Here is a 20,787-nt window from a genome sequence, read left to right as displayed (position 1 = left end):
GCTGAAGGGTTCTTGGCCGAAACGCAAAGGCCGGGCGAACCCGGCCGAAAATCCTGCTGCTCCTTGCCCGATTATACCCGTTTCGTCAAGGGTTTCCTGGGCAGGAGCGATGGGGCTCCGGCTAAAGTTCCTCGCGAACGAAGCGCCCGCGCCTTTGATAATAGAACGGAACCGGGAGCTCATGGCCGAAGCCGTTGCCGATCCGGGCTTCCAGCTCTTCCAGAATGATCTTCGTGATCGGCATGATGTCGAGGCCCTTCGCCTTGTCCAGGGTGACCCAGGCGGTTTCCACCAGCTCGGAATCGGGACCTATGGCGCCGTCGGAGACCTCCGCGACCGCATTTCGGTCCACGGCGAAGAATCGCGTGTCGAAGCGTTTGACCTGCCGCGGAGGGGTGATGGCACGGGCAACGACCTGAAGCGCCTCGAGATCCGGCAGGACGCCCCGATCGCGGAACGCCGCCCAAGTCCCGTCCGGTGCGCGCTCCGGAGGGCCGTAATCCTTCGTGCCGAGCAGGATGCCGGTTTCCTCGAAAGTCTCACGGATGGCCGCAAGGGCCAGGGCGCGGCTGCGCTGGGAGGAGGGGCGGCTGACCCGCGCCATCAGTGTCTGCTCCGCGCGAGGGTGAAGGGCGCCGGTCACGGACATCCCCCGGTCCCCGGGTTCGATCCGCCCACCGGGAAACACGAAGACACCCGGCATGAACCGATGGCTCATGTGGCGGCGTCCCATGAGAACCTTCGGCTGGCGGCCCTTGCGGTCGACGATGACGAGAGTGGCGGCGTCCTTCGGCTGGACTTTCGCGTAAGCGGGGTCACGCGCCTCTGAGGCGCGACGGTTCATCAGCTCCAGCGTCTCCGTCACACGTCGTCTCCTCAGCCGTTGTCATGCGGGCGCGAGCGGCCCCGAATCCATGCATGCCTAGCGCGTATTGCAGCCCGACGACAGCACCCTTGATGGGCTGCATGAGAAGAAGGCACAAAACCAGCGTGAGGGCGGGCCAGATGGCGAGATGGACCCACAGGGGCCATTCGAAACGGGTCTCCGCCGTGAGGATTCCATATCCCACGAGATGGCCGACGATGAAGATCACCACATAGGGAGGAAGATCGTCCGCCCGGTGATGGTGCATTTCCGCGCCGCAAGCCTCACAGGAATCGACGACTTTCAGAAAGCCACGGAAGAGGCGGCCCTCGCCGCAGGCGGGGCAGCGGCAGGCGAGGCCGCGCCTGATGGCCGTCATGCGGGTCTGGGGCTCGGCGGGCGCGGTCTCGGACGGCACGGTCTCGGAAGTCCAGGGCATTCTTTTTCCTATCGTCAGGCGCGGGTGCGCCTTTTCACCTTCACCTTGGGTGCCGCCCGGCGCCCGGACTTCTCGGCCTTCTTCGATGCCTTGGCGCCGCGCGCTTTCGAAGAGCCTGCCGGCCTGCGGCTGTACCGGCCCTCCGAGAGAAGCTCAAACCTCAGGGCTCCGGCCACGGGAGCCGCTTCCACCAGCTTCACCTGGACTTTGTCTCCCAGTCGGTATGTCTCGCCGCTGCGCTCGCCGCGAAGCGAATGGGTCTTTTCGTCGTACCGATAATAATCGGCCCCGATGGTTCCCGCCGGAACGAAGCCGTCCGCGCCGGTCTCATTGAGCTTGATGAAGAGGCCCGCCTTGGTCACTCCCGAAATCTGCCCGTCGAATGTGGCCCCGATCCGGTCCGCGAGGAAGTGCGCGATCAGGCGGTCGATTGTCTCACGCTCGGCCGCCATGGCCCGCCGCTCCGCCGCCGAAATCCGCGCGCTCACCTCGATCAGCTCGGCCCGGGTCGTGTCGGCCGGGAGCCCGTCCTGGCCGAGCTTGAGGGCCCGGACCAAGGCGCGGTGAACGATAAGATCCGCATACCGGCGAATGGGGGAGGTGAAATGGGCGTAACGCCTGAGGTTGAGGCCGAAATGCCCGTAATTCTCCGCGGAATACTCCGCCTGCGACTGGGAGCGCAGCACCACTTCGTTGATGAAAAGCTGGTGTTCGGTCCCATCGACGCTGCGCAGGATGCGGTTGAAGAGTTCCGGACGCAGCGCTCCCTGCGAGGGCAGCTTCAGGCCGATCGAGGCCAGGACCTCGCTCAAGGCGCGCATCTTCTCGAGCGACGGCTCGTCGTGAACGCGGTAGATCAGATCCGACTGAGCCTTCTCCAGGGTTTCAGCCGCCGCCACGTTGGCCAGGATCATGAATTCTTCGATCAGCCGGTGGGCCTCAAGTCTCTCGGGCACATAGATCCGATCGACCGTCCCGTCGGGTTTCAGGATGATCTTCCGCTCCGGCAGGTCGAGAAACAGAGGCTCGCGCATGTCCCGCGCCTTCCTGGCGGTCTCGTAGGCCGCCCAGAGTGGCTTCAGGATCGGATCGAGGATGGGGCCGGAGATCTCGTCCGGCCTGCCGTCGATGGCGGCCTGCGCCTGTTGATACGAGAGCTTGGCGGCCGAGCGCATCATGACGCGATGAAAGCTGTGGCTCTTCTTGCGTCCGTCGGCGCCGAGCACCATTCGCACCGCAAGGGCAGGGCGGGGCTGATGCGGGCGTAAGGAGCAAAGGTCGTTGGAAATCCGCTCCGGCAGCATCGGAACGACCCGATCGGGGAAATAGACCGAGTTTCCGCGCTCCAGTGCTTCCCGGTCGAGCGCGGAGCCGGGCCGCACATAGGCCGCCACGTCGGCGATGGCGACGGTCACGATGAAGCCGCCCTCGTTGTGCGGATCCTCGTCCCTGACCGCATGAACGGCATCGTCGTGGTCCTTGGCGTCCGGAGGGTCGATGGTCACGAGGGGAACGTCGCGCCAGTCCTCGCGACCGGCCAGGGTCACGTGCTGCGCCTGGTCCGCTTCGGCCAGGACGTCCTTGGGAAACTCGCTCGGAATATTATGCGCGTGAATGGCGATCAGGCTGACAGCCTTCTCCGACTTCACCGAGCCCAGGCGCTCCTTCACCTTGGCGTGCGGGAGACCGAAGCGGCCGTGCTTGACGATCGCCGCAGCGACCAGGTCGCCGTCGAGAGCCTCGGCCTCGTCTCCGGGACGGATCAGCAATTCCTGGTCTCGGGATTTCTTGTCCACCGGCACCAGCCGGCCACCGCCTTCGGGCAGGGCCCGGAAAATGCCCAGAACCTGGGCCTGCTTCTTGGCGACGATCTTTGTGACACGGCCGGCGTAACGATGGACGTCGCCCGCCTTGAGAGGATCGACCCGCAGGAGCGCCCGGTCGCCGACGCCGGCGACCGGCATGCCGGGTCGGGGCTTTCGCGGCGTGGTGATAACGATGGTCGGAATGGGCCCGAACTCCTCCTCGTTCCACTCCGTGGGTTCGGCGATAAGCTCCCCGTCGCGGTCGCGGCGCTTGATATCCGCCAGAACCACGGGCGGGAGCTGACCCGTTTTGTGAACGGTCTTGCCGCGACGGTCGACGATCCCTTCGATTTCGAGGTCTTTCAGGAGCTGCTTGAGCCAGATCCGGTCTCCGCCCTGGACGTTGAAGGCGCGGGCGATTTCGCGTTTTCCGACCTTGCCGGAAGCATTGGCGATGAAGGCCACGACATCTTCACGGGTGGGCAGGGTCGGGGCGGTGGATTTGGTGCGCTTGGCCAAGGAGGAGTCTCTTTGCGTTCGATGAAACTTGTCGCATGCGGCTGCCGTCCGGGCTAGTCCGGACCTGTTCATGATGACGCGCAAGGTCAGGCTTGGGATCCAAGAGCCTGATGCAGAACAAAAAAAAGGCCCCTTGCGGGAGCCTTTGAGGGACCGGCCCGTGGGGGCAGAATGAGCCGGTGATGCCTTTCAACGTTCGGATATATTCAAAGGTTCCGCAAGCATTTTAATTTTTTTCGATTTTTCTTTGGGGGTAGTCCTCTCAATAATTGCCGAGCTTTGCCCTAGGCGAAAGCGCCCGGAGCGATACCTAATCGATCAACGCTGACCGGATGGCTTGGCACTGCCGCTCCTTGATCAGCCGTTCACGAAGGAGCCTCCCATGCTCAGGTATCTCGCCCTCCCGCTGATCCTCGTCGTGACGCCGGTCATGGCCGATGAGGTTCCGCGGCTCGATATTCAGTCCACCTGCAAGGCGGCTGTCGCCCTGGATGCTCAGGACAAGAGCCCGCAGGCCAATTGCATGAGGGACGAAACGGCCGCCAGGGACGATCTCGCGAAGCAGTGGGCGAGTTATTCCGAACCGCTGCGAAAGCGCTGCGTGGAGGAGACCGGGATCGGCGGCTATCCGAGCTACGTGGAGGTGTTGACCTGTCTGCAGACCGCGACGGGCAACACTCAGCCCACACGTCAGACGACCTACCGGAGACCCGGGCGGTAGCTCCAGCCGCCATCGTCGGTTCCGCCGAACGCAAAACCGCCCCTTGAGAGGGGCGGCGGTTGTCGACGACAAATCCGTGGGGCGGAGCGGGCAGCTTCCTCAGATGTCCAGATCGGCTTCGTCCGCGAAGGCGGCGCGCTCCTGAATGAAGGTGAACCGCGCTTCGGGCTTGTTCCCCATCAGCCTTTCCACCGCGTCACCCGTCTCGGGACGGGTCTCGGCCTCGACCACGACCTTCAGAAGCAGGCGCTTCCTGGGATCCATGGTGGTTTCCTTCAGCTGGCTCGGGAGCATCTCGCCGAGACCCTTGAAGCGGCCGATCTCGACCTTGCCGTTGCCCTTGAACACGGTTTTCATCAGGCGATCGCGATCCGCATCGTCCCGGGCATAGGCCGATTTCGTCCCTTGCGTGAGCCGGTAGAGAGGCGGAACGGCGAGATACAGATGGCCCTCGTCGATCAGGCGCGGCATTTGCCGGTAGAAGAAGGTGATCAGCAGGGACGCGATATGGGCGCCGTCCACGTCCGCGTCGGTCATGATGATGACCTTCTCGTAGCGCAGGTCCCCATCCTTGTAATGGGAGCCCGTGCCGCAGCCGAGCGCCTGGACGAGGTCCGAAAGCTGCTGGTTCTGATGGAGCTTGTCCCGCCCGGCGGAAGCGACGTTGAGGATCTTGCCGCGCAGGGGCAGAACCGCCTGCGTGCCCCGATCCCGCGCCTGCTTGGCGGAGCCGCCCGCCGAGTCGCCCTCGACGATGAACAGTTCCGAGCCTTTCGCACCGGCATTCGTGCAATCCGCGAGCTTGCCCGGCAGGCGCAGCTTGCGGGTCGCGGTCTTGCGGGCGACTTCCTTTTCCTGGCGCCGGCGCAAGCGCTCTTCGGCCCGGTCGATCACCCAATCGAGAAGCTTGTTGGCCTGCTGCGGCGAGGCAGCGAGCCAATGGTCGAACGTATCGCGGATCGCGGCCTCGACGATGCGGCCCGCTTCGACGGTCGCGAGCTTGTCCTTGGTCTGCCCTTGGAACTCGGGCTCCCGGATGAACACCGACAACATGGAGGCGCAGGTCGCCATCACGTCGTCCGTGGTGACGGCCGCCATACGCTTCTGCTGGCCGACACGCTCGGCATGGTCGCGGAGCGCCCGGAGGAGGGCGATACGCAGGCCGTTCTCGTGGGTTCCGCCTTCCGGAGTGGGCACCGTATTGCAGTACGAGATCGAGAACCCGTCCTCGTTCGTCATCCACGCGACCGCCCATTCCAGGGAGCCGTGGCTCCCGGGCTTGGTGATCTTTCCGGAGAAGATCTGGTCCGTGACCAGTTCCTTTCCTTCGATGTCGTGAACCAGGTAATCCTTCAGGCCGTTCGGGAACTTGAAGGTGGCCTCGGCCGGAACGTTGTCGATCCCCTCGAGCAGGGTCGGCGAGCACTTCCAGCGGATTTCGACGCCGCCGAACAGGTAGGCCTTGGACCGCGCCATCTTGAACAGGCGGCGTGGCAGGAAATGAGCGTCCTTGCCGAAGATCTGGGCGTCAGGCTTGAAGCGCACTTTCGTGCCGCGCCGGTTGAGAACACGCCCGACCGTCTCCAGCTTGGTCTTCGGAACGCCTCTCGAGAAGATCTGGCGATAAAGGGTCTGCCCGCGGGCGACCTCGACCTCCAGGATCTCGGAAAGGGCGTTCACGACCGACACGCCCACACCGTGCAGGCCGCCGGACGTCTCGTAGACCTTCGAGTCGAACTTGCCGCCCGCGTGAAGGGTGGTCATGATCACTTCAAGGGCGGACTTTTTCGGAAATTTCGGGTGCGGGTCGACCGGAATGCCGCGCCCGTTATCCGTCACGGACAGCCAGCCGCCTTCCTCCACCTCCACCTCGATGAAGCTGGCATGGCCGGCGACGGCCTCGTCCATGGAATTGTCGATCACTTCCGCGAAGAGATGGTGCAGAGCCTTCTCGTCCGTGCCGCCGATATACATGCCCGGACGGCGCCGGACAGGCTCCAGCCCTTCCAGGACTTCAATGGCGGAAGCGTCGTAGCCGCTTTCCCCCGGCGTGCCCTGAGGGGCGCTGCGGGCAACCCGCGCGTTCGCAGCCCTGGCGGATGCGGCGGCCGCCCTTTTCCCAGGCGCCGAGTCGCCCCCGAAGAGATCGTCGTTATCCGTCATGGGGACTTTCGTCCGTGCTGATTCGCGTTTCTTGGCATTGGTTTTCATTCTTCAATGTATAAGAGAACAAAACGTAAACGTGAAGTGCGACCCTGCAGCAAAAGCCATAAAATCCACCTTCGGGGAAGTCCCCTTGTCGTCAACCTTTCACCCAAAGGTGATCTTTGCGGGAAGCCCGGAACAGTTTAGCTCTTATTCACGTTGGCTTGTTACGCTTAGCGGAAGCTTAACGGAGAATCGCGGTGACGATGCGGACGACCTTGGGAACGGCACAACAGCTCCATCTGAGCCGGGCCGCGCGCACGGCCGGGGAGGCTTTCGCCTTCGACGAGCCGGAAATCCTGGAGCCGTCCCGTACGCGCCTGCCGATCACCGTTTTTCTCGCCGGTCTCGCAGCCGTTGCGCTGACCGCCCTCTACATGATCGCCGGTTAGCTGTTCGGTTCCTCCTCTGACGTTCCACCGAACAGGCGATTCGCGGACAATTCCAACGGCTTGCCGAGAACCAGCAGCACCAGTGCGATCGCGCATCCCGTTGCCGTGAGAATCCAGGCGCCGAGCCCGGCCGTTATGCCGAGGGCCGCGGCGACCCAGACGGTCGCGGCGGTCGTGAGGCCCTTGACCTCCATGCGGGAGCGATCGCGCAGGATCACGCCTGCTCCAAGAAATCCGAGGCCTGTCAGAATGCCCTGAACCACGCGGCTGACGGCATCCTGATCGTAAATCAATCCCTTGTAGACGGAACCCGACAGAACCAGCATGGCTGCGCTCAGGGCGACGAGGCCCAGGGTCCGCATGCCGATGGGCTTGTTCTTCAAGTCCCGGTTGATCCCGATCATCATGCCCGCCAGCGTGGCAACCACGAGGCGGAGCATGATCTCCATCGATTCGGGCGACAGGTAATCCATTCTGTTTCCTAGGAAGCTTTGGCGGTCTTCCCGGAAGCTTTGCCGGCTGCCGTCTTTTTGGCAACCTTGGTCTTGGTCCCTGTCTTGGAAGCAGCGCTCTTGGCCGGTGCCTTCTTCGACGCGGCCTTCTTGGCGGGGGCTTTCTTGGCAGCCGCCTTGGTCGCGGCCTTTCGGCCACGGGCGGGCTTCTTCGAGCCTCCCAGGGCGCGGCGCGCCGTGAGAAGGCCCAGGGCCTCGTCCAGCGTCACCGCTTCCGCCGCCACGGTTCTCGGCAGGGTGGCGTTGGTTTCACCGTCCGTCACATAAGGACCGAAGCGCCCGGCTTTGACCACGATCGGCTTGCCGGATTCCGGATCCTCTCCGAGGGAGCGCCCGGGATCGGCCGCGCCGCGGCGGAAGCCGCCGCCAGCGCCGCTCTCCTTCGCGATGATGAGGTCGATGGCACGGTTCGCACCGATTTCCAGCACATCGTCGTCCTTGCCGAGATTGGCATAGGTCTTTCCGTGCTGAACATATGGTCCGTAGCGCCCGATGCTGGCCAGGATCGGCTCGCCGGATTCCGGATGCATCGCCACGGTCCGCGGGAGCGACAGGAGCTTCAGCGCCTTGTCGAGATCGACGAGGGCCGGCGACATGCCTTTCGGGATCGAGGAGCGCTTCGGCTTCTCGCCGTCGCCGAGCTGGACGAACGGTCCGAAACGGCCGTCGCGGAGGGTCACCTGCAGGCCGGTCTCCGGATCGTCGCCGAGGACTTTCACCCCGGGGGTGCCACCGTTTTCGGACGAGGCTTCCCCGTCGCCATCGACGCCGGAGGCGGCGAGCTGACGCGTATATTTGCACTCGGGGTAGTTGGAACAGCCGATGAAGGCGCCGAACTTGCCGAGCTTCAGGGAGAGCTGTCCGGTGCCGCAGGTCGGGCAGGTGCGCGGGTTCGAGCCGTCGCCCCGGTCCGGGAAAATATGGGGACCGAGGAGCTCGTTGAGCGCCTCCAGGACCTCGGTCGTGCGGAGCTCCTTGGTTTCGCCGATGGCGGCCGAAAAATCGCGCCAGAAATCCCGCAGAACCTGTTTCCAGTCGATTTCGCTGTTGGAAATCCGGTCGAGCTGCTCCTCCAGATCGGCCGTGAAGTCGTATTCCACGTAGCGACGGAAGAAGCTCTCCAGGAACGCGGTCACGATGCGGCCCTTGTCCTCGGGGACGAGGCGCTTCTTCTCGATGCGCACGTATTCCCGGTCACGGAGGGTCTGAAGAACGGCCGCGTAGGTGGAAGGACGGCCGATGCCGAGCTCTTCCATGCGCTTGACCAGGCTCGCTTCCGAGTAGCGTGGCGGCGGCTCGGTGAAATGCTGGTTCGCGGCGATCCGGCGGCGCTCCAGGGGATCGCCCGCCTTCATGGGCGGAAGACGGCCCTCGTCCTCGTCCGGATCGTCGTCCTTGCTCTCGTTGTAGAGGGTCAGGAAGCCGTCGAACTTCACCACTTGGCCGGTGGCACGCAGATCGAGCTTGCGCGGGCCGACCTGGGCGGTGACGTCGACGGTCGTCCGCTCCAGCTCCGCCGATTCCATCTGGCTCGCGATGGTACGGGTCCAGATCAGGTCATAGAGCTTTGCCTGTTCCGGCTCGAGATACTTCGCCACCTGCTTGGGCAGGCGGGCCATATCGGTCGGCCGGATAGCCTCGTGCGCTTCCTGTGCGTTCTTGGCCTTGGTCGTGTAGCGCCGCGGAGCGCCGGGAACATAGCGCTCCCCGTATTCCTTGCCGATCACGCGGCGGGCCGCCTGGACCGCTTCGGGCGCCATGTCGACGCCGTCCGTCCGCATATAGGTGATGATGCCGACCGTCTCACCGCCGATATCGACGCCCTCGTAGAGACGCTGGGCGATCCGCATCGTCTGCGCCGGTGCGAGGCCGAGCTTCCGGGAGGCCTCCTGCTGCAGCGTGGAGGTCGTGAAAGGCGGGTAGGGGTGGCGTTTGGCGGGCTTCGCCTCGACATTGGCGACCGAGAACGTCGCCAGTTCGAGATCCCGCTTGAAGGCTTCGGCCTGTTCGCCGCTGCCGATGTCGAGACGCTGGATCTTCTTGCCGTCCGCGCCTACGAGGCGGGCATCGAAGATGCCGCCTTCCTTGGTCGCGAGGGTGGCGACCAAGGACCAGTATTCCTGGGTCCTGAAGGTCTCGATCTCGAGCTCACGGTCGCAGACGAGGCGCAGGGCGACCGACTGGACCCGGCCGGCCGACCGGGCACCCGGGAGCTTGCGCCACAGAACGGGAGACAGGGTAAATCCGACGAGATAGTCCAGGGCGCGGCGGGCCAAATAGGCGTCCACGAGCGCCTGATCGATTTCCCGCGGCTGGCGCAGCGCCGTCTGGACCGCGTCCTTGGTGATGGCATTGAAGGTGACGCGCTCGATGGGCAGGTCCTTCAGGGCCCGCTTTTCACGCAGCGCCTCGACCACGTGCCAGGAAATGGCCTCGCCCTCACGGTCCGGGTCGGTCGCCAGAATCAGCTTCTCGGCGCCCTTGATGGCCTTGGCGATCTCGGACATGCGCTTGGCACCCCGGTCCTCCAGGGTCCAGATCATGCGGAAATCGGCCTCGGGATCGACCGAGCCATCCTTGGCCGGCAGATCGCGGATATGCCCAAAGGAGGCCAGGACCTCGTAATCCTTGCCGAGATATTTGTTGATCGTCTTGGCCTTGGCAGGCGACTCGACGACGAGAACTTTCATATTGCGACTTCCTAAAGTAGCCGCGAGCACAGCTCGAAGATAATGGCGAAATCGGCGGTCAGCCCTTAGACCGTCGTGGGGCGGGATAAGTGGTGGATGATCGCGGACAAGTCAAATCCAACCGTTTTCCGCCTCCCTCATATGGGGACGAAACTCCTGTCAAGCAAGGCATTCGCCGCCGAGCCGAGATCGTTCGCGCCGATCATGCGGGCCGGGTGCAGGAGCCGGGTCCGGGCATAAATCTCCGTGATTTCAGGTGGAGCGGATGCGGCGAGGGCGGCGGTCGCGGCCAGGGTGAAGAGGCGGTCCGCAATCAGCCGGACCTTCCCTTCCGCCTCGGGAGAATGAAGGGCAAGCACGATGTCCCGCGCGGCTTCCTCGGCGCCGGGCAGTTCGGCAATGGTGCTCATGAGGCTCTCGAGGGCTGCGGTGGCGGCCTCGGGCTCCCTGGTTTCCGCGCGCAGGATGTCGAGGGCGATCACGTTGCCCGAGCCCTCCCAGATCGCGTTGACAGGCGCTTCACGGTAAAGCCGGGGCAGGGGGCTTTCCTCCACGTAGCCGTTGCCGCCGAGGCATTCCATCGCTTCGTAGAGAAGGCGCGGCGCGGCCTTGCAGATCCCGAACTTGGCCGCAGGCGTCACGAGGCGGGAATAGCCCGCTTCTCCCTCGTCACGCGGGGCTTCATCGAAGCTGCGCGCAAGGCGCAGGGCCAAGGCCGTCATTGCTTCGTTCTCCAGCGCAAGATCGGCCAGAACCGACCGCATAGCAGGCTGGTCGATGAGCTTTTTCTGAAAGACGCTGCGGTGCCGGGCATGATGGACCGCCAAGGCGAGACCCATGCGCACGAGCCCGGCCGAGGCCACGGCGCAGTCGAGGCGGGTCAGCTGAACCATGCTGATGATCGTCCGGACCCCGCGTCCCTCGTCGCCGATCCGCCACGCGAAGGCGTGGTCGAACTCGACCTCCGAGGAGGCGTTGGACCGGTTGCCGAGCTTGTCCTTGAGCCGCTGGAGGTGGAGAGCGTTCAAGGATCCGTCGGGCCGGAACCGTGGCACGAGGAAGCAGGTCAGGCCTCCGGGTGCCTGCGCCAGCACGAGAAAGGCGTCGCACATGGGCGCCGACATGAACCATTTGTGGCCGGTCAGGAGGTACTCGTCGCCTCCTTTCGGTTCGGCGCGGGTGGTGTTTGCGCGAACATCGGTGCCGCCCTGCTTTTCCGTCATCCCCATCCCGAGGGTGACGGCCGTCTTTTCCCAGAATGGGATGAATCTGGCGTCGTATTCGCGCGAGGCGATCCGCGGGAGCCATTCCTTGAGGCGGTCCGGGGACGCGGCAAGGGCTCCGACCGATGCGTGGGTCATGGTGATGGGGCAAATATGACCGCTCTCGACGCCCGCCGCCGTGTAGATGCGGGCCGCCCGCGCCACATGGCCGCCTGCCGTCCCGAGGGCCGGGCTCTCCTGGTCCCAGGTGGACGCATGCAGCCCGTCCTCCATGCTGGCCCGCATGAGCGCGTGATAGGCCGGGTGAAATTCCACCGCATCGATGCGAAAGCCCCGCGGGTCGAAGGTCCTGAGCTTGGGCGGGTTTTCGTTGGCGAGGCGTCCCAGGTCCAGCCGTTCCATCGTCCCCCAGGCTTCGCCGAAGGCGGTCAAACGACTGGCTTCAAGGTCGATCCCGTTGGCCTGCAGCGCTCCCGTCAGAACCGGATCCGACGTCACGAGATTCACGTCGCCGAAGGCCGGAGGTTGGTTGAAGACGTCGTGCGTATCCATGAGCCTGTTCCCGATCCCCATCATGCCATCGATCGGGCGGCACCGGTAAGGGTTCCGACCCGAATTCAGTTCACCCCGCCGGACGGGGGCTTCGTCAGGGCGATGACTTTCGTCAGGGCGCTCCTCAGGGCCTCTGCGGCGGCCAGATCGATCGTCAGCCGGGCGTTGACGGCAATGACCGTTTCCCGCTCGCCCAGGGTTTCCTCGCGCACCGTGCGCTTGGCCCCGAACGTCATGGAAATCGTGTGCCCGTTCACCAGGAAGACATCGAGGACCTGGTTGGCGAACTGCTCCGTGATACCGGGTGTGTCGATGATGCGAAGGGATTGCGGGCGCTGTTGAGGGCCCGGATCCGCGTCCGTCGCAGATTCCTTCGATGCCGTTCTGGTCTTTGCGCCTGCCATCCGCCTATCCTCCACGGACTGCCCAGGTGTCGGATGGATAATGTTCAAGTCAAGGGCGGGGCATATCGCGGATGCTCCGGGCGGGGCCCCGCCGCGGACTTAGATCGGGCCTTGATGCGAGACTTGGTTTGAGACTTGGTTTCAGGGTTGGTTTCAGGCTTGGCTTGAGACTTGGCTTGCCGCCCCGGTCGACTCCGCCTATAGCCATCTTTTTAAGATGAATAACGCGCCCCCTTCCGTTTTTCCCCATCGACACCTGCTCGGCATCGAGGGGCTTTCGCCGCTGGACATTCAGGCTCTTCTCGATCTCGCGGATGCGCAGGTCGAAGTCAGCCGACAGGTCGAGAAGAAGAAAACCACCCTCCGGGGCCGAACGCAGATCAATCTGTTCTTCGAGCCGTCGACCCGGACCCAATCCTCGTTCGAGATCGCGGGAAAACGCCTCGGCGCGGATGTGATGAACATGTCCGTGGCTTCTTCCTCCGTGAAGAAGGGCGAAACCCTGATCGACACCGCCGCGACCCTGAACGCCATGCGGCCGGATCTGATCATCGTCCGCCATCACGCGGCGGGTGCGGTTCATCTCTTGGCGCAGAAGGTCGACTGCTCGGTGGTCAATGCGGGCGACGGAGCCCACGAGCATCCGACGCAGGCGCTGCTCGACGCCCTGACCATCCGCCGCAACAAGGGGCGCATCCAGGGGCTTACGGTCGCGATCTGCGGCGATATTCTTCATTCGCGGGTCGCACGCTCCAACATGATCCTGCTGGCCGCCATGGGAGCGCGGGTCCGCCTCGTGGCTCCTTCGACCCTGTTGCCGCCGGTGATCGGGCGGTTGGGTTTCGAGACGTTTACGGACATGCGCCAGGGGCTGGAAGGCGCCGACATCGTCATGATGCTGCGTCTCCAGCTGGAGCGCATGAACGGGTCCTTCGTCCCGTCCGTGAAGGAGTACTTCCGGTTCTATGGGCTTGATCAGGAAAAGCTCTCCTATGCCAAGCCCGACGCCCTCGTGATGCATCCTGGGCCCATGAACCGGGGTGTCGAGATCTCGTCCGAGGTTGCCGATGGCGCCCAATCCCTCATTCGCGAGCAGGTAGAGATGGGGGTCGCCGTGCGCATGGCCGTGCTCGAGGCTCTCGCGAGCCATCTGCCCAACCGATGAGACGCGCCATGAGCGAACAACCGATCCTCTTCACGAATGCGCGCCTGGTCGATCCCGCCGGCGGTCGGGAAACGCGGGGCTCCTTGCTCGTTCGAGACGGCGTCATCGAGGGCCTTGGCGCGCAGGTCGAGGCCGCCGCCGACGCCCGGGTGATCGACTGCGGCGGGCAGGTCCTGGCGCCCGGTCTGATCGACATGCGCGCCTTTATCGGAGAGCCGGGCGCCGCCCATCGGGAAACCCTGAAAAGCGCCGGGGAGGCGGCCGCTGCCGGAGGGGTGACGACCATCGTGTCGATGCCCGACACCAATCCGGTTCTGGACGATCCGGCTATCGTCGACTTCGTCACGCGCCGCGCGCGCGACACCTCCATCGTGCATATCCGCCCGGCTGCGGCGCTGACGAAGGGCCTCAAGGGCGAGGAAATGGCCGAGATTGGCCTGCTTCAGGAAGCGGGAGCCGTCGCGTTCACGGACGGGCTGCGCTCCGTCACGAACGCCCAGGTCATGCGCCGGGCCCTGACCTACGCCCGCGATTTCGGTGCCCTCATCGTCCATCATGTGGAGGATCCGGATCTCGTCGGCACCGGCGTGATGAACGAGGGCGAATTCGCCACGAGGCTCGGCATGCCGGGAATTCCCCGTGAGGCGGAAACCATCATGCTCGAACGGGATATCCGCCTCGTGCGCCTCACGGGCGGCCGGTATCACGCCGCGATGATCTCCTGTGCCGATTCGGTGGAAATCGTCCGTGACGCGAAGGCGAGGGGGCTTCCGGTCACCTGCGGCGTCTCCATCAACAATCTCGCGTTGAACGAGAACGACATCGGTGATTACCGCACTTTCCTGAAGCTCTCGCCTCCCCTGCGCACCGAGGACGACCGTCAGGCGATGATCGAAGCGGTCGCGGACGGGACCGTTGACGTCATCGTGTCGGATCACAATCCACAGGATGTGGAGACGAAAAGATTGCCCTTCGCTGAGGCCGCGAACGGGGCCGTGGGGCTGGAAACCCTGCTGTCCGCGGCTTTGCGGCTCCTCCATTCCGAGCGCCTGGCGCTCCCCAAAATTCTCCGTGCCCTCTCGACGCGTCCGGCGGAAATCCTTGGCCTGCCAAGCGGACGGCTGGAACAGGGCGCCCCGGCCGACCTTGTCGTGTTCGATCCTGACGCCCCCTATGTGCTCGATAAACGCCACCTCAGGTCGCTCTCGAAGAACACGCCTTTCGACGAGGCCCGTCTGGAAGGACAGGTGACGGTGACGATGGTTGCAGGCAGGATTGTGTTCGACCGCCGTCCGAACTGAAGAGATCCGAATGTCCGACGATATCCACCTCCTGCATCTCCTGGCCGCGCTGATCTTCGGCTATCTGCTGGGCTCGATTCCGTTCGGCGTGATCTTCACCCGCTTGGCCGGGCTGGGCGACATCCGCAAGGTCGGATCCGGCAACATCGGTGCCACGAATGTGCTGCGCACGGGCCGCAAGGGTCTCGCCGCCGCGACGCTGGTCGGCGACGCCCTGAAGGGGACCGTCGCGGTCCTGATTGCCGGGCGATGGGGGCAGGATCTCGCAACCATTGCGGCGCTCGGGGCGTTCCTGGGCCACCTCTTCCCCGTTTGGCTCGGCTTCAAGGGCGGCAAGGGCGTGGCTACCTTCATCGGTGTTCTGATCGGACTGATGCCGCTGGCAGCCGTAGTCTTCGCTCTCATCTGGCTCAGCCTTGCTTATCTCAAGCGTTATTCATCCCTCGCGGCCCTGGTGGCCACGGCCGCGACACCGCTGGTTCTCTGGGCTCTCGGCGAGCCGAAAATGGCCGGAGTCATCCTCATTCTCGTGGTTCTGCTGTGGTGGAAGCACAGTGAGAACATCAGCCGTCTGGTAGCCGGAACCGAAGGCAAGATCGGACAAAAAGGATGAGCGGGTCCCGCCTCACCGATGAACAGCGGCTCGACTGGCTGCGCCTCATCCGCTCCGAGAATGTGGGGCCCAGGACCTTTCGGGCTCTGATCAACCAATTCGGCGGCGCATCGGCCGCGCTCGAAGCCTTGCCGGACCTTGCACGGCGCGGCGGTCGGCTTGTCCTCAAGGTGACGGGCCGGGCGGAAGCCGAGAAGGAGATGGCCGCTGCGTCACGTTTGGGCGCACGCTTCATCGCCATGGGTGAGCCGGAATATCCCAAGGCGCTGCAAGCGGTCGACACCGCGCCGCCCTTGATCGCGGTCCGTGGTTCGACCGAGGTTCTATCGAGGCCGGCCGTCGCCATGGTCGGCTCGCGCAACGCGTCCGCGTCCGGGCTGACCTTCACGGAGCGATTGTCGCGGCAGCTGGGGGAGGCCGGTTACGTCGTTGTTTCCGGGCTCGCCCGAGGGATCGACACGCGAGCCCACAAGGCTGCCCTGGAGGCGGGGACCGTTGCCGTCCTGGCCGGGGGACAGGACAGGATTTATCCGTCTCAGAACGAGCCTCTCGTCGAGGCCATCGTGGACCATGGCGGAGCCATCGTGTCGGAAATGCCGTTCGGGTGGGAACCGCGCGGCCGTGACTTTCCCCGCCGGAACAGGATCGTTTCCGGACTCTCCTATGGAGTTGTGGTTGTCGAGGCGGCGCGCCGTTCAGGCTCGCTCATCACGGCGCGATTTGCCTTGGAACAGGGTCGCGAGGTGTTCGCCGTCCCGGGATCTCCGCTCGATCCCCGGGCCGAGGGGACCAACGACCTGATTCGCGACGGGGCCAATCTCTGCGCTGAACTCGATCATATCACCAGCGTGCTGGAGCCGCTTGTTGCGGCCGGTCTGCGCCCCGAGACGGGCGTGGAGGAACCCCGCCATCTCGTTCAGACCGAAGAATTGTGGGACGAGCTGGATCTGCCGGGCGTGCCCCGTGCCCCTGTCGGCGCCATCGAGCCAGAGGCTGGAACCCTCGATGAAACCGTGTCCGTCCCCACAACCGTAAGTCTTGAAGACTATCTTGGTCCGTCACCGGTTTCCGTCGACGATCTTGTGCGCCAGACCGGCCTCCCGATCCGCGTCATCCAGATGAGCCTGCTCGAACTTGAAATCGCCGGCCGTCTCGAGAGGCATGGCGGCAATGCAGTCTCTCTGACGCCGGGCCGCTGAGCGCTATCGCTCCCTCTTGCTGCTCTGGACGCTCCGGGTCGCCTCCAGTCGCGCCATATCGAGCAGGTAGGCGAGAAGGTCCAGGTTCGAGCGTCGGGCGAGAAACGACAGTTCTGCCGTAAATTCAGCGATGTACTGGGCCGTCTCCACGAGAGAGGAACCTGCCGCCAAACCCCGCTCGCTCGTGGCCGGTGCCGTGGACTTCTTCTTGCTGGTGCGGAGCGAAGCTTTGGACATGAGTCGCGTATGCCGATCTGAGTTGCGAGGGACGCTCTAGATAGCAATACAACCCGAAATATTACAAGATCACTAATTTAACTTTTGGTTGTAATGCGTCAGAGATAGGCAATCAAGAAGGGCATCGACACCATGGCCAGGAGGGTTTGCAGGGTCAGGATTTCGGCCATCAACGGAGCATTGCCACCCATTTGGCGCGCGAGGACATAAGCCGCACTCGCGGAGGGGACCGACGCCGCAACGATCGTTACGACCAAATCGTCCCCCGACACGCCGGCCAGCCGTGCGAGGCTCACGGCCATGACCGGAAGCAGGACGAGCTTGAGGGCCGCCGCAAGGAAATGCGCCGAACCTGGCCTTGTGAGGCGGCGGATGTCGAGTCCTGCTCCAACGACGAGCAATCCCGCCGCAAGAGCTGCGCGTCCGGTCATGTCGATGAAGGCCGAGAGCGGCTTCGGCAGGGGCGGCGCCAGCAGGTTCAGGGCAAGGCCGACGGCACAGGACCATATGAAGGGATTGGTGACGAAGGACCGCAGAATCTCAAATGGGCTCTGACGGGGTCGGCCTGCGTAGCGGATGAAAACATAGAAGGCCAAGAGGTTGAGCAGGGGCACCATCGCGGCGATTGCGACGGCGATCAGCGCCACGCCTCGTTGGCCGAACAGGCTGCCGGCGACCGCAAGGCCGATGAAGGTGTTCCACCGCGTCGCGCCCTGGAAGATCGAAGTGAAGCTCGGTCCGTCGACTCCGAGACGGCGTTCCAGGACGGGCCGAAGGGCCAGCATGAGGACGGCCATGAGCAGGATGGCGGAAACCAGCGCGCCGCCGACGCCAAGGACCGGCACGGACGACAGATCCGCCCGGGACAGAGTATCGATGATGAGGGCCGGGAACAGGATGATGTAAGTCACCCGCTCCAATCCGCTCCACTGCCTTTCGTCCACGAAGTTCGTCGCCCGCGCCAGCCAGCCCGTGGCCATGATGAGAAAGGTGGGAATCAGGCTGGCGAGGACGGCGGACATGGGGAAAATCGGTGCGGGCTGAAAGGTGAAATCGGTGCCGTCGGCAGGACGGTTATGGAAGTTCAGCAGGCGCTTAGACCGGATCTTGAGCCTCGACAAGCGCGTGGCTTGCCATCATTGATCGGAGTGGAAACGGCATTTCCGTTCGTTCGCTCTCCCGAGGCCCTCATGATCCCGGTTACCGATACCATTTCGCTCGATGAATCCGAGATCGAGGAAACCTTCATTCGCGGGTCGGGTCCCGGCGGGCAGAACGTGAACAAGGTGGCGACAGCCGTTCAGCTGCGTTTCGATGCCAGGCGCTCCCGGTCCCTGCCGGACCCGGTGGCGATCCGGCTGATGAAGCTTGCCGGCAGCAAGCTGACCAATGACGGCGTCATCGTCATTACCGCGCAGCGCTTCCGCACCCAGGAACGGAACCGGGAGGATGCGCTCCAGCGCCTCGTCGATCTCATCCGGCAGGCGACGGAGGTTCCCAAACCCCGGCGCAAGACGAAGCCGACCCTTGCGTCCAAACAGCGTCGTCTCGAGTCGAAATCCAAGCGTTCGGAGATCAAGAAGGGGCGGGGCGCAAAACCGGGATTCGACTAGGGCTCGGTCGTGTGGAAAGCACCCTGGATGCGGGACTGGCCCTAGAAACGATAATGTTGCGTAGGCTGAACGGCTTCCGATTGCATCACGTCCCCGTAGCGGAAGTTCTCGTCAACCGGGCTCTATGCACCTGCGTCCTCCGGCGGGTAGAAGTGTTCGCGGCCCCTGAAATCCGAGACGGAATACCGTCCGTCACCTTCGGGGCTGATCGTATTTCGCGCGATGACGGCTTTGCCGTGGCCGCCCGGAATATCGAGGATATAGGTGGGCTGGCAGAGGCCCGAGATCCGGCCCCGCAGGCCCGCGACCAGCGCTTGCCCTTCTGCGATGGACAAACGGAAGTGTCCGGTTCCCGGCGCCAGGTCGGGGTGGTGGAGGTAATAGGGCTTGATCCGCGTTTCGACGAAGGCGCGCATGAGATCCGCCAGAATGTCGGGATCGTCGTTGACGCCGCGCAGCAGAACGGACTGGCTCACCATCGAAATTCCTGAATCCACGAGGCGGGCGCAGGCAGCGCGGGCTGCTTCCGTCAATTCCCTCGGATGGTTGGCGTGGAGAGCCACATAGGTGGTTTTCCGGCTGGCTTTCAACGCCTCGACAAGGGCCGCATCCACGCGCTCCGGGGTGACCACAGGGACGCGGGTATGGAACCGGACGATCTTCACATGCGGAATGACCGCGAGTCGCTCCGTGATTTCGGCGAGGCGGCGCGGGGAGAGAACCAGCGGATCCCCGCCGGTGAGGATCACCTCCCAGATCTCCTGGTGTCCGGCGATATAGGCGAAGGCTTTGTCCATGGCCTCGGCCGAAAGGGTCCCGAGCCCCTGTGGTCCCACCATTTCCCGCCGGAAGCAGAAGCGGCAATAGACCGGGCAGACATGGACGGCCTTGAGCAGGACACGGTCCGGATAGCGATGAACGATTCCTTCGACCGGGCTATGCGCCAGATCTCCGATGGGATCGCCCCGCTCCTCGGCGGTCGTGACGAGCTCTGCGGCGTCGGGGACGAACTGGCGTGCGATGGGATCGTTCGGATCCTGGTGGTCGATCAGAGCCGTCATGGCGGGTGTGATCGCCACGGCATAGCGGTCGGCGACCGCGCTGAGTTCCTGCGCGCGGCTTTCCGGAAGCAGGCCGGCATCGACGAGGTCCCGGGCGGTTCGAAGCGTCTCGGTGCCGCTCACGGGGCCGTCTCCGGGACCGGCGCCCAAATGACCTGATCGATCCGCGCAGCGCCGGTCGCCAACATGACGAGACGATCAAATCCCATGGCAATGCCGCTGGCGGGCGGCATGAGGGTCAGGGCGGAAAGAAAGTCCTCGTCGATGGGGTATTGCTCGCCATAGACGCGCATCTTCTCCGCCATCTCGCCTTCGAAGCGCCGCCGCTGCTCCGTGGGATCCGTCAGCTCTCCGAACGCATTGGCGAGTTCGACCCCGCAGGCATAGAGCTCGAACCGTTCCGCGACCCGTGGATCGTGCGGGGTCGGCCGCGCCAGCGCCGCCTCGGCGACGGGATACTCGTAAAGGATGGTCGCCCGGCCCTGGCCGAGATGCGGCTCGATTTTCTCGACGATCACCCGGCTGAAAAGGTCGGACCAGGTATCGTCGTCCGCCCGGCGCAAGCCGACGCGCTTGAGTTCGGCCGCCAGCTGCTCCCGGTTTGTTGTCCCGTCGCTGCCGATGGAAGACAGGAGATCGATGTCGGCGAAGCGATGAAAGGCTTCCGCGACGGTGAGGCGTTCGGGCTCCAGGAACGGATCCGCCGTCAGGCCCCGATAGGCGAAGCTGCGGGCGCGGCCCGTCTCAGCCGCCAGTCCGAGGAGCTCTGCGCAATCCTGCATCAGTGCTTCGTAAGGCTCGTTTGCCCGGTACCACTCGAGCATGGTGAATTCGGGGTGGTGGAGGGGGCCGCGCTCCCGGTTGCGGTACACATGGGAGAAGCAGGCAATCCGCGTTTCCCCGGCTGCCAAGAGCTTCTTGCAGGCGAATTCCGGCGAGGTGTGGAGATAAAGCGGCGTTCTCGCGCCGCCCATGCCCAAGGCTTCGGTCGCAAAGGCATGGAGATGGGCCTCATTGCCGGGCGATACCTGGAGGGTCGCCGTGTCGACCTCGACGAAATCCTGCCGAAGGAAGAAATCCCGGAATGCCGCCTGAATTCGGTTGCGGGCGAGCAGGAACGGGCGCCGGTCCGCGTGAATATGAGGCGTCCACCAGGGAGAGGGGGCAGGTGAGGCGTTGCTTCGTATCAAGAATTCACTCAGAGGTTGGCCGGCAGACTGGCGAATTTCGCGAAGATAGGCTAGTTGCGGCACCGAAAAGATTTCTGACGC

Annotated in this window: 19 protein-coding genes; 7 read left to right on the top strand and 12 right to left on the bottom strand. The window is 64.3% G+C overall.

Going from position 1 to position 20,787, the window contains the following annotated elements; genetic code table 11:
* Window positions 1-121 precede the first annotated feature (121 nt).
* Genes LJD17_RS10670 through rnr form a run of 3 tightly spaced genes read right to left on the bottom strand, consistent with a single transcriptional unit; the run spans window position 122 to window position 3,628 of the window.
* Window positions 122-865, bottom strand: a complete 744-nt coding sequence (locus LJD17_RS10670) for an NUDIX hydrolase (RefSeq protein ID WP_406600789.1) — start codon at window positions 863-865, stop codon at window positions 122-124.
* On the bottom strand, window positions 816-1,304 hold the full coding sequence (locus tag LJD17_RS10665; RefSeq protein WP_227384138.1) for a DUF983 domain-containing protein: 489 nt from the start codon (window positions 1,302-1,304) through the stop codon (window positions 816-818). Before LJD17_RS10665 ends, LJD17_RS10670 begins: the two co-directional genes overlap by 50 nt.
* A gap of 14 nt (window positions 1,305-1,318) precedes the next feature.
* Window positions 1,319-3,628, bottom strand: coding sequence for a ribonuclease R (gene rnr / locus LJD17_RS10660; protein WP_227384137.1), 2,310 nt, complete (start codon window positions 3,626-3,628; stop codon window positions 1,319-1,321).
* A gap of 382 nt (window positions 3,629-4,010) precedes the next feature.
* Here rnr and LJD17_RS10655 point away from each other — a divergent pair, with 382 nt between their 5' ends.
* Window positions 4,011-4,349 (top strand): hypothetical protein, encoded by a 339-nt coding sequence (locus LJD17_RS10655; RefSeq protein WP_227384136.1) that lies wholly within the window; start codon window positions 4,011-4,013, stop codon window positions 4,347-4,349.
* Between the two features lie 99 nt (window positions 4,350-4,448).
* On the opposite strand, the gene parE is transcribed toward LJD17_RS10655, so the two are convergent.
* Entirely contained in the window at window positions 4,449-6,512 is a 2,064-nt protein-coding gene (parE, locus tag LJD17_RS10650; RefSeq protein WP_227384135.1) for a DNA topoisomerase IV subunit B, read from the bottom strand.
* Between the two features lie 242 nt (window positions 6,513-6,754).
* Here parE and LJD17_RS10645 point away from each other — a divergent pair, with 242 nt between their 5' ends.
* On the top strand, window positions 6,755-6,946 hold the full coding sequence (locus LJD17_RS10645; protein ID WP_227384134.1) for a hypothetical protein: 192 nt from the start codon (window positions 6,755-6,757) through the stop codon (window positions 6,944-6,946).
* Here LJD17_RS10645 and LJD17_RS10640 read toward each other — a convergent pair.
* The 4 genes from LJD17_RS10640 to LJD17_RS10625 all read right to left on the bottom strand — a co-directional run bounded on the left by LJD17_RS10640 (window position 6,943) and on the right by LJD17_RS10625 (window position 12,327).
* Complete coding sequence (locus LJD17_RS10640) at window positions 6,943-7,419, bottom strand: MgtC/SapB family protein (RefSeq protein ID WP_227384133.1); 477 nt, start codon at window positions 7,417-7,419, stop codon at window positions 6,943-6,945. The genes LJD17_RS10645 and LJD17_RS10640 overlap by 4 nt on opposite strands.
* An 8-nt stretch (window positions 7,420-7,427) precedes the next feature.
* On the bottom strand, window positions 7,428-10,148 hold the full coding sequence (gene topA, locus LJD17_RS10635; RefSeq protein ID WP_227384132.1) for a type I DNA topoisomerase: 2,721 nt from the start codon (window positions 10,146-10,148) through the stop codon (window positions 7,428-7,430).
* A 137-nt stretch (window positions 10,149-10,285) separates the two neighbouring features.
* The gene (locus LJD17_RS10630; RefSeq protein ID WP_227384131.1) at window positions 10,286-11,923 is read right to left on the bottom strand and encodes an isovaleryl-CoA dehydrogenase; all 1,638 of its coding nucleotides are present in this window, start codon (window positions 11,921-11,923) and stop codon (window positions 10,286-10,288) included.
* 65 nt (window positions 11,924-11,988) lie between these two features.
* Complete coding sequence (locus LJD17_RS10625; protein ID WP_227384130.1) at window positions 11,989-12,327, bottom strand: hypothetical protein; 339 nt, start codon at window positions 12,325-12,327, stop codon at window positions 11,989-11,991.
* Between the two features lie 217 nt (window positions 12,328-12,544).
* Here LJD17_RS10625 and LJD17_RS10620 point away from each other — a divergent pair, with 217 nt between their 5' ends.
* Genes LJD17_RS10620 through dprA form a run of 4 tightly spaced genes read left to right on the top strand, consistent with a single transcriptional unit; the run spans window position 12,545 to window position 16,605 of the window.
* Window positions 12,545-13,492, top strand: coding sequence for an aspartate carbamoyltransferase catalytic subunit (locus tag LJD17_RS10620; RefSeq protein ID WP_227384129.1), 948 nt, complete (start codon window positions 12,545-12,547; stop codon window positions 13,490-13,492).
* Between the two features lie 8 nt (window positions 13,493-13,500).
* The gene (locus tag LJD17_RS10615) at window positions 13,501-14,793 is read left to right on the top strand and encodes a dihydroorotase (RefSeq protein WP_227384128.1); all 1,293 of its coding nucleotides are present in this window, start codon (window positions 13,501-13,503) and stop codon (window positions 14,791-14,793) included.
* A 10-nt stretch (window positions 14,794-14,803) separates the two neighbouring features.
* Window positions 14,804-15,406, top strand: coding sequence for a glycerol-3-phosphate 1-O-acyltransferase PlsY (plsY, locus tag LJD17_RS10610; protein WP_227384127.1), 603 nt, complete (start codon window positions 14,804-14,806; stop codon window positions 15,404-15,406).
* Complete coding sequence (gene dprA / locus LJD17_RS10605) at window positions 15,403-16,605, top strand: DNA-processing protein DprA (protein ID WP_227384126.1); 1,203 nt, start codon at window positions 15,403-15,405, stop codon at window positions 16,603-16,605. The genes plsY and dprA overlap by 4 nt, the downstream gene beginning before the upstream one ends.
* A gap of 3 nt (window positions 16,606-16,608) precedes the next feature.
* Here dprA and LJD17_RS10600 read toward each other — a convergent pair whose 3' ends face one another.
* On the bottom strand, window positions 16,609-16,842 hold the full coding sequence (locus tag LJD17_RS10600; RefSeq protein WP_227384125.1) for a hypothetical protein: 234 nt from the start codon (window positions 16,840-16,842) through the stop codon (window positions 16,609-16,611).
* A gap of 98 nt (window positions 16,843-16,940) precedes the next feature.
* Window positions 16,941-17,864, bottom strand: a complete 924-nt coding sequence (locus LJD17_RS10595; RefSeq protein ID WP_227384124.1) for an AEC family transporter — start codon at window positions 17,862-17,864, stop codon at window positions 16,941-16,943.
* A 168-nt stretch (window positions 17,865-18,032) separates the two neighbouring features.
* On the opposite strand from LJD17_RS10595, the gene arfB reads away from it, so the two are divergent.
* Window positions 18,033-18,455, top strand: a complete 423-nt coding sequence (gene arfB, locus LJD17_RS10590) for an alternative ribosome rescue aminoacyl-tRNA hydrolase ArfB (RefSeq protein WP_227384123.1) — start codon at window positions 18,033-18,035, stop codon at window positions 18,453-18,455.
* Between the two features lie 122 nt (window positions 18,456-18,577).
* Here arfB and LJD17_RS10585 read toward each other — a convergent pair whose 3' ends face one another.
* The gene (locus LJD17_RS10585; RefSeq protein ID WP_227384122.1) at window positions 18,578-19,639 is read right to left on the bottom strand and encodes a lysine-2,3-aminomutase-like protein; all 1,062 of its coding nucleotides are present in this window, start codon (window positions 19,637-19,639) and stop codon (window positions 18,578-18,580) included.
* Window positions 19,636-20,703 carry an EF-P lysine aminoacylase EpmA gene (gene epmA / locus LJD17_RS10580; protein ID WP_227384310.1) on the bottom strand — a complete coding sequence of 356 codons (1,068 nt, stop codon included), beginning with the start codon at window positions 20,701-20,703 and terminating at the stop codon, window positions 19,636-19,638. The genes LJD17_RS10585 and epmA overlap by 4 nt, the downstream gene beginning before the upstream one ends.
* Between the last annotated feature and the right edge of the window lie 84 nt (window positions 20,704-20,787).

The sequence above is a fragment of the Microvirga rosea genome (genome assembly GCF_020595095.1).
Taxonomy (GTDB): domain Bacteria; phylum Pseudomonadota; class Alphaproteobacteria; order Rhizobiales; family Beijerinckiaceae; genus Microvirga; species Microvirga rosea.
The sequence above is the reverse complement of the archived record's forward strand: the minus strand, read 5'-3'. Positions and strand labels throughout refer to the sequence as shown.